The 7475-nt window shown below is 66.1% G+C and carries 8 protein-coding genes; 3 read left to right on the forward strand and 5 right to left on the reverse strand.

Annotation, left to right across the window (positions count from 1 at the left end):
- The coding region (gene truB / locus Q4C89_RS05630; protein ID WP_303101625.1) for a tRNA pseudouridine(55) synthase TruB at nucleotides 1-712 on the reverse strand (712 nt) is incomplete at its 3' end.
- A 13-nt stretch (nucleotides 713-725) separates the two neighbouring features.
- The gene (locus Q4C89_RS05635; RefSeq protein WP_303101626.1) at nucleotides 726-2018 is read right to left on the reverse strand and encodes an MFS transporter; all 1293 of its coding nucleotides are present in this window, start codon (nucleotides 2016-2018) and stop codon (nucleotides 726-728) included.
- A 342-nt stretch (nucleotides 2019-2360) separates the two neighbouring features.
- On the opposite strand from Q4C89_RS05635, the gene Q4C89_RS05640 reads away from it, so the two are divergent.
- From Q4C89_RS05640 to Q4C89_RS05650, 3 genes are all read left to right on the forward strand, one after another.
- On the forward strand, nucleotides 2361-3254 hold the full coding sequence (locus Q4C89_RS05640) for a C40 family peptidase (RefSeq protein ID WP_303101627.1): 894 nt from the start codon (nucleotides 2361-2363) through the stop codon (nucleotides 3252-3254).
- An 86-nt stretch (nucleotides 3255-3340) separates the two neighbouring features.
- The gene (locus tag Q4C89_RS05645; protein ID WP_303101628.1) at nucleotides 3341-4714 is read left to right on the forward strand and encodes an MDR family MFS transporter; all 1374 of its coding nucleotides are present in this window, start codon (nucleotides 3341-3343) and stop codon (nucleotides 4712-4714) included.
- Between the two features lie 23 nt (nucleotides 4715-4737).
- On the forward strand, nucleotides 4738-5316 hold the full coding sequence (locus Q4C89_RS05650) for a hypothetical protein (protein WP_303101629.1): 579 nt from the start codon (nucleotides 4738-4740) through the stop codon (nucleotides 5314-5316).
- 12 nt (nucleotides 5317-5328) lie between these two features.
- On the opposite strand, the gene Q4C89_RS05655 is transcribed toward Q4C89_RS05650, so the two are convergent.
- From Q4C89_RS05655 to Q4C89_RS05665, 3 genes are read right to left on the reverse strand one after another with little or no spacing between them, the layout of a single operon-like run.
- Nucleotides 5329-5709 (reverse strand): DUF1622 domain-containing protein, encoded by a 381-nt coding sequence (locus Q4C89_RS05655; RefSeq protein ID WP_303101630.1) that lies wholly within the window; start codon nucleotides 5707-5709, stop codon nucleotides 5329-5331.
- Between the two features lie 11 nt (nucleotides 5710-5720).
- Nucleotides 5721-6530 carry a Cof-type HAD-IIB family hydrolase gene (locus tag Q4C89_RS05660; RefSeq protein WP_303101631.1) on the reverse strand — a complete coding sequence of 270 codons (810 nt, stop codon included), beginning with the start codon at nucleotides 6528-6530 and terminating at the stop codon, nucleotides 5721-5723.
- Nucleotides 6531-6566: 36 nt separating this feature from the next.
- On the reverse strand, nucleotides 6567-7448 hold the full coding sequence (locus tag Q4C89_RS05665) for a PhzF family phenazine biosynthesis isomerase (RefSeq protein WP_303101632.1): 882 nt from the start codon (nucleotides 7446-7448) through the stop codon (nucleotides 6567-6569).
- Nucleotides 7449-7475 lie beyond the last annotated feature (27 nt).

The raw sequence follows: 7475 nt of genomic DNA on the forward strand, positions 1-7475 counted from the left end.
CGGCGTCGCGTAGGCCATAGCGTCCGGCGCGGGTGCGAACCAGCCCACTCAGATGCGCCGGAACCCCCAGCGCCGCGCCGATATCACGGGCCAGTGAGCGCAGATAGGTGCCGCTGCCCACACTGGCGCGCAGCAGCAGGGTCGGAAATTCGCCCAGGGGTTCGGGCAGGGTAAACGTCATTCCGTTTTCAGCGGGCGTCCAGTCGGCAGGGTCGAAGGTGCGCGGCGCGTCCTGCACACGGTCATAGACGCCCAGTAGGTCAAGGGCATGAATCTCCACTTCACGGGCCGGAAGGTCGAGGCTGCCCCCCGCCCGCGCCACCGCGTAGGCCCGTTGCCCGCCCACCTGAATGGCGCTGTACTGCGGCGGAATCTGCTTTTGTGGCCCCAGGAAACCGCGCAAGACTTCCTGAATCGCGGTGCTATCGGCCATCCGCCATCCGCTCTCTGCCACGGCGTCAATTGGCCCTTCCGCATCCAGTGTCGGCGTCCCTGCCCCCAGCGACACCCAGGCCAGATAGTCCTTGCTGTCGGCTTCCATGAACTGCACCAGTTTGGTCGAGTCGTCCACGCACAGCACGACCACCCCCGTCGCCAGCGGGTCGAGGGTGCCGGTGTGCCCGACCCGCCGCGTGCCCAGCGTGCGCCGCGCCCGGTGGACGACATCGTGCGAGGTCAGGTGAAGGGGTTTGTCGGCGGCAATGACGGGCATAAGCCGCAGGGTATCAGGCTCCCGACTGAACCTCGGCCTGCGTGGGAAGCTCACGCGGTAGCCTCGTCCACAGCAGGGCCAGGGCCAGGGCACCCAGCACCGCCAGTGCCACCAGCCCCAGACGCGGGCCGAGCGGCCCCTCCCGGCTGATCAGCGCACTCGACAGCGCTGCGCCAGGAGGCCCCATGCCGACCAGCACGAAGGAATACAGGCTCATGACCCGCCCGCGCAGGCTGTCGGGAATGCTGAGCTGCACCGTCGAGTTGGCGCTGATGAGCAGCGAGAGCATCCCGAATCCGCACAGCGCCAGCACCGGGGCCGCCAGAGCGACCTGAGGCGTCAGGCTGAGCAGCACGGCACCGACCAGCAAGATACTCGCGCCCAGCCGCAGGTTCCGCAGCGGGTTGGGCTTGCTGGCCTGCCACAGCGCCCCGACCATCGCCCCCACCCCGAAAGCCGCCGACAGCAGGCCGAACGCCGCTTCCTTGGCCTCGAACACCACGCGGGCGTAGTAGGGAATGATGACGTTGAAGTTGATGACGCTGAGGCTGAGCGCTCCGACCAGCAGCATCACGTTGCGGACACCGGGATGGGTTCGCACGTAGCGCAGGCCCTCGCGCACGTCTTCCACCATGCTGCTTTTGCCGTGCGGCTGCACCGGGGGAAACGGCAGCGTGGCAATGACGAACAGCACCACCACGAACGACGCCACGTTCAGATAAAACGGCAGCGCCAACCGCGAAATACTGTCCGCCTGCCCGTGCGCCAGCACCGACACGCCCAGCGCCGCCACCACGCCGAACACCGCCTGCCCTATGGTGCGGCTGACGTTGAACGACAGGCTGTTGAGGGCCACCGCGTTGGACACCTGCTCACGCGGCACGAAGTCCACCACCATCGTCTGCCGGGCGGGCATGTCGAAGGCGTTGGCGGTTCCGGCGACGAAGGCCAGCACCATGACCAGCGGCACGGTCACGCTGCCCTGGTGGGTGGTGACGGCGAGCACCACCGCTGTCAGCATCAGCGTGATTTGGGTGGTCAGCAGCACGCGGCGCCGGGGCACCCGGTCCACCACTGCCCCGGCAAAAAGCGAGAGCAGCAGGCTCGGCAAAAACTGCGCTACCGTGACCTGGGCCAGCGCCGCGCTGCTGTTGCCCGACAGCTCGAGGACGAGGTACTGCTGCGCGGTGGTCTGCATCCACGACCCAGTCAGGGAGAGAAGTTGAGAAAACCAGTAGCGCCGATATTCGGGATAACGCAGCGCCCCGAAGGTGCGGGAACGCCAGGAGTGAAAGGAAGCCAGCACCTGCCCAGCATAGGCGCGTGCGCCGTTTCATGCCGGCGAGCGGAAGGCGGCTTTACAGACCAACGGGCCGTAAAAATACACACGCTTTGCCTAAAACAGAAGATGAGTCGTTCATTTGTCAGCAGTAAGAAGAAAAAGTGAAAACGTGCATTTTTCAGTCTCAAAAACCAGAAAAAACGGGGGAATCCGTATGAGAAACCTCTCAAAAAAGACTGGTCATCTCGAAACCTTTCGTGTTAGTTTAGACAGCATAAATATTCGTTAAAGTCCCTTGAGCCTTCTGCCTCGTCCAGCTTGTGGCCTGATTCACGGCGAGCGTTTTCCCATGAGAGAGACAGCCTGATGACACGACCTGCTGCCCGTTCCCGCTTTTTCCTGCTCACCTCGCTCCTGACTACCCTCGTCCTGAGTGCGGAGGTGAAAGCCCAGACGGTGCAGCCTGCCGCGTCCTCCGTGGTCAGCGTCACCGTGCAGCGCGGCGACACCGCCTATTCCATCGCCCGCCACAACGGCCTGTCTGTTGACCTCCTGCTTTCGTACAACAACATGACCTCGCCTGACCTCGCCGTAGGTCAGGTTCTTTATTTGCGCCCCCCCACCCACACGGTGCAGCCCGGCGATACGGTCTACGGCCTGTCGCGGCAGTACGGTGTGCCCGTAGACGCCATCCTCGCCGCCAACACCATGCCCCGCAGCGTCAAGCTGGAAGTCGGTCAGCTGGTCAAACTGCCCGTCGGTGCGGAGTCGGTGGCTGCGGCGGCGCCTGCCCCTGTCGCTGCGGCTTCCGCGCCCCTGACGCGCTCGGCCTTGCAGCCCCAGACCTTTTCGGCCCCGCCCCAGGTCACTTCGAGCAGCTGGTACAGCAGCGCCATGTCCCTGCTCGGTACTCCCTACGTTCTGGGAGGCACCACCCGCAAGGGCACCGATTGCAGCGGCTTCGTGTTGCAGGTCATGAGTCCGCTAGGCGTGCGCCTGCCCCGCCGCAGTGTGGATCAGGCCCGCGCCGGTCTGCCAGTGGACGAGGCCGACCTGCGCCCCGGCGACCTGCTGTTTTTCGACACGGCGGGCGGCGGCGAGGTCACGCACGTCGGCATCTACCTCGGCAACGACAGCTTCATCAACGCCAACAGCTACTACGGCAAGGTCGTGGTGGACAAGTTCCGTTCCGACAGCTACTGGTCGCCCCGGTTCATGGGTGCGCGCCGCGTCATGATGGACGCGATGGCATCGAACTGAGCGAGCGAACGCCTCGCCCTGGCCTCGACGCCGACTGGACCTCCCCCCGCGCTGACGGCGTACGGTGGGCGTAGGCTGGGGCCTGTATGACCACTGCCCCCCTTTCCCCCTCGCCCCGGGCGCGGCAACTGGCGACCCTGGGCCTCATCGTGGGGGTCTTTCTCAACGCCCTCGAATCGAGCGTGGTGGCGACCGCCATGCCCAGCGTGATTGCCGACCTGCACGGCCAGCACCTCTATGCGCTTCCCTTCGCCATGTACCTGCTGACCGCCACCGTCGGCAGTCCGCTGTGGGGGCGGGCCTCCGACCTGGTGGGGCGCAAGCGGCTTTATCTGGTCGGCGCGGTCATGTTCCTGCTCGGCTCGGCGCTGTGTGGCGCGGCCCAGAACATGGGCTGGCTCATTGGAGCGCGGGCGCTGCAAGGGCTGGGGGCCGGAGCGCTGCTTACGCTGTCGCTGACCATCGTGGGCGAACTGTATTCGCTGGAAGAACGCAGCCGGGTGCAGGCCTTTATCAGCGGCGTTTGGGGCATCTCGGGACTGGCGGGGCCGCTGCTGGGCGGCTGGCTGACCGAAACGTTGTCCTGGCGCTGGACTTTTTATGTTTCCCTCCCTTTTGGCCTGCTGGCGGTGTGGCTGGTGTCGCGCTTTCTGTGGGAAACGGGCGAACGGCGACCCGCGCAACTCGACTGGGCGGGCGCGGCCTTGTTCAGCGTGGGCAGTGCGCTGACCATCTGGGGGCTGGAGATGCAGCGCTGGCCGCTGGTGGGGCTGGGCCTCCTCACGCTGGCGGGCGCGGTGGCCCTCGAATCGCGTCACCCCGCACCGCTGCTGCCGATGAAGGCGCTGCGCGACCTGACCCCCGCCACCGCTTTTATCGGCAATTTCCTAGGCGGCGCGGCTTATTTCGGTGTTATCGCCTACTTGCCGCTCTACGCCCAGGGGGTGACGGGCCAGGGGGCCACGGCGGCTGGGGCCATTCTGACGCCCATGCTGGTCGGCTGGACGTTGACCAGTATTCTCTCGGCCCGACTGGTGAAGGTCATTCCGCTGGCCCGGCTCTCCCAGACCGGATTCGCGCTGCTGACGCTGATGTTCTTGGCGCTGACCTTCACCGTCCATTCTCCGCTGTGGGTCACCAGTGCGCTGGGCTTTGCTGTAGGCATGGGCATGGGCTTTTCTATGCTGAGTCTGTTGCTGGCGGCGCAGCAGTCGGCTCCCAGGGGAGAACTCGGCGCGGTGACCAGTGGGGTCATGTTTGCCCGGCAGATGGGTGGGGCACTGGGCACGGCGCTGATGGCGCTGCTTATTGGTGCTCATGCCATCGGCGTCGGCGGGCTGGAACTGGCCGAGGGCCTGCGCCGCGCCTATTTCCTGGCGTTGGGTCTGGTGGGGACAGCCTTCGTGTTCAGCCTGCGCCTGCGGCCCGAATTGCCCGCATCAGAGGCGAATGCCCATTGACCGTTGGTTGTTTAGACTGAAGAATGTCCAGTCTCAGGTATGTTCTGGCGCTGGGTGGCGCGTTGGCTGTGACAGCGCGGGCCGCCGATCCTCCCACCATCGTCCAGATTCGGGCCAATTACGCGGCGGTCAACGCCAGCATTGGGGCGCAGAAGTACAAAAAGCAGTCTGGGGAGGTCGCAGGGTGCGGCGACTTCTATAGGGTCTATACCCGCTGGCTCGACTCCCGGGGGACCATCCGGCGGCTGGACGAAAAGGTGTACGGTGATTCCGTCAGCGCAGGCTCGGAGTTTTTCAGCTCGTTCTGGTTCGATGCGGCGGGACGGCTGGATTTTGCCCTCTACCAGCAAACCCGTTACGACTACAAAATCGTCCCGGACAAAAATGGCGTCAACCAGCCCGTCCTCAAAAACGGTCAGCCCGTGGTCGCCAAAGTGCGTCCCGAGGTGGAGCTGCGGGCGTATTTCGACGACCAGGGCCGGGTTCTTCGTCTCCTGAACAACTACCCGCTGGGTGCCCAGGAGACGGCAGAGGTCGTCAGGATGCTCAGGCACACCGCCGCGACTCCCTGGAAAAGCCTGCTGAATCCTAGGGGATGCTGAGGAAACCCGGCGTCACCCGTGTTCGGGGTGGGTGGTGCGCCCGTGCTGGCGCTCGTGGGCTTCGATTTCCTTTTGCAGGAAGAAGTTCAGGGCCGTTCGCAAAAAGGCGATGGCCCCCAGCTTGCCGATGTCGTCCCAGGTGGGGGCGATGGCGGTCAGGAGAATGTCGGCGGCCAGCAGAAATTCGAGCGAGATGGCGAGCCAGCGCCCCAGTTGCAGGCGCAGGCTTTCTTTGATTTCGTCGGGGGCACGGTCACGCCGGGCAAAGATGCGGGCCGAGCGCCACAGACCTTCTAGCACCGCCACCGCGATAATCAGCACGGCCGAAAGTTCAGCCAGTCGCGCCACGTTCATGGCCCCGAGCCGCACGAAATGTTCCAGGGTTTCGAGCATGGCAGCGTCCTTTAGAGGGTCAGGGCCAGGGCCACGGCTTCGGCCAGGCCGCCTTCTTCAACGCGGGCGACCTGATAGCGGGCAGCGGCACGGGCGTGCTGGTCGGCGTTGCCCATCGCCACCGGGTGCCCGACCACCCGCAGCGCCGTCACGTCGTTTTCGGCGTCCCCGACCATCATCACGCGGTCGAGCGTCAGGCCGTACTCCTGCGCGATGCGCTGCACGGCACTGCCCTTGCTGGTGCCCGCCGTCGTCGCGCTGATGAAGCTGACGCCCGGCATGGCGGGGCTGCTCGACGGGTGCAGGTCCAGGCCCTCGTGTGGCTCGGCCAGAATCTCGGCCTCCTGGCTGAGCGGCACGACCCACTGCACCCGCACGACGGTGCCGCTCAGGTCTTCGGGCGCGCGGACGACATACGGCACCCCCAGCAGCCGGGCATGAACCTCGGCGTACTCACCGGGCAGGGTAAAGCCGTATTCGGTGTCGGTGTAGACCTCCAGCAGCCTCCCGGTCTGGCGGGCGCGGGCCAGTAGGTCGGGAAGGATGTCCGCCGGAAAAGGACTGGAGAGGCTCTGGCCCGGTGCGCCTGCTCCTGGCTGCACGTTGATGATGCTGGCCCCGTTCTGAAAGACGTGCCAGCCGCCCAGGTCGAGCCGCTGGGCATAAGCCAGGGCGTTGCCGAAAGCGGGCCGACCACTGCACAGCACCAGTCGCACGCCCCGCGCCCGCGCGTCTTCCAGGGCGGCCCACACGTCGTCGCGCACCTGGTTGTCGCTGCCAATCAGCGTGCCGTCCACATCTACACAAATCATCCCGAGCATGTCACCCAGTGTAGAGGGCCTTACCCGCCCGGAAGCTCAGCCGTTCCAGCTGCCTTCACGCTCGACCACCGCGTAACCGCCGACGTGCACCGCCATGACCTTTGAACCGTTCACTTCCAAGTCCACCTCGACCTCACCGGGCGTGCCCAGCGCGTGCCCCTGATGGATGACGCCGCTGGCCCGCCCCCCGCGCACGGGCAGGCGGCCTTCGCTGGCGAGCAGGGCCAGCAGCGCCCCCGCCGCACTTCCGGTCACGGGGTCTTCGGGGATGCCCACCAGCGGCGCAAAGTCGCGGGCGGCAAAGCGGCTCACGCCCATCGGGGCATAGGCGTACACGCTGACCACGCCGAGCTGTTCGCTGAGTTCGGCAATGCGCGGCAGGTCGGGTTCCAGCCCCTCCAACAAAAAGCTGTCGAGCAGCGGCACGAACACGCTCCACAGCCCGGTGCTGGCGGCGGCCAGGGGCAGCCCCCGGTGCAGCATGCGGTCACTCAGGCCCAGGGCTTCGGCGAGGTCACGGCGGCGGCTGACGGCAACTTCGCGGCTCTGAAAGGGGTGCTGCTGCATCCAGACCTGACACCCGTCGTCCTGGCCCAGCACGATTCGCAGCGGCACGCGCCCCGCCAGCGTTTCGAGTTCGAGGGCCTCGCCGCGCCAGTGGCCTTCCTGGGCCAGCACCCGCCCGAGCGCGACGGTGGCGTGACCGCAGAAATCCACCTCCTGAGTGGGCGTGAAGTAGCGCACCCGCGCCAGCCCGTCGCCCAGCCGCGTGACGAACACGGTTTCGGGAGCGTCCAGAAACGCAGCGAGCTGCTGCATCTGCCTGCGCGACAGCCCGCCCGCCTCCAGCACCACCCCCGCCCGGTTGCCCTGTCCCGGCACGGTGGTAAAGGCAGAAACCTCGGTGTAGAGCGTCATGGGGGCAGTCTAAAGCATGGGTATTTG

It is taken from the genome of Deinococcus sp., assembly GCF_030523985.1.
Taxonomy (GTDB): domain Bacteria; phylum Deinococcota; class Deinococci; order Deinococcales; family Deinococcaceae; genus Deinococcus.

Bases quoted from the DNA above. Each gene is read 5' to 3' on its own strand.
- Q4C89_RS05655 (WP_303101630.1), bottom strand. From the start codon at position 5,709: ATGCTCGAAACCCTGGAACATTTCGTGCGGCTCGGGGCCATGAACGTG.
- Q4C89_RS05665 (WP_303101632.1), bottom strand. From the start codon at position 7,448: ATGACGCTCTACACCGAGGTTTCTGCCTTTACCACCGTGCCGGGACAG.
- Q4C89_RS05660 (WP_303101631.1), bottom strand. From the start codon at position 6,530: ATGCTCGGGATGATTTGTGTAGATGTGGACGGCACGCTGATTGGCAGC.
- Q4C89_RS05640 (WP_303101627.1), top strand. From the start codon at position 2,361: ATGACACGACCTGCTGCCCGTTCCCGCTTTTTCCTGCTCACCTCGCTC.
- Q4C89_RS05645 (WP_303101628.1), top strand. From the start codon at position 3,341: ATGACCACTGCCCCCCTTTCCCCCTCGCCCCGGGCGCGGCAACTGGCG.
- Q4C89_RS05650 (WP_303101629.1), top strand. From the start codon at position 4,738: ATGTCCAGTCTCAGGTATGTTCTGGCGCTGGGTGGCGCGTTGGCTGTG.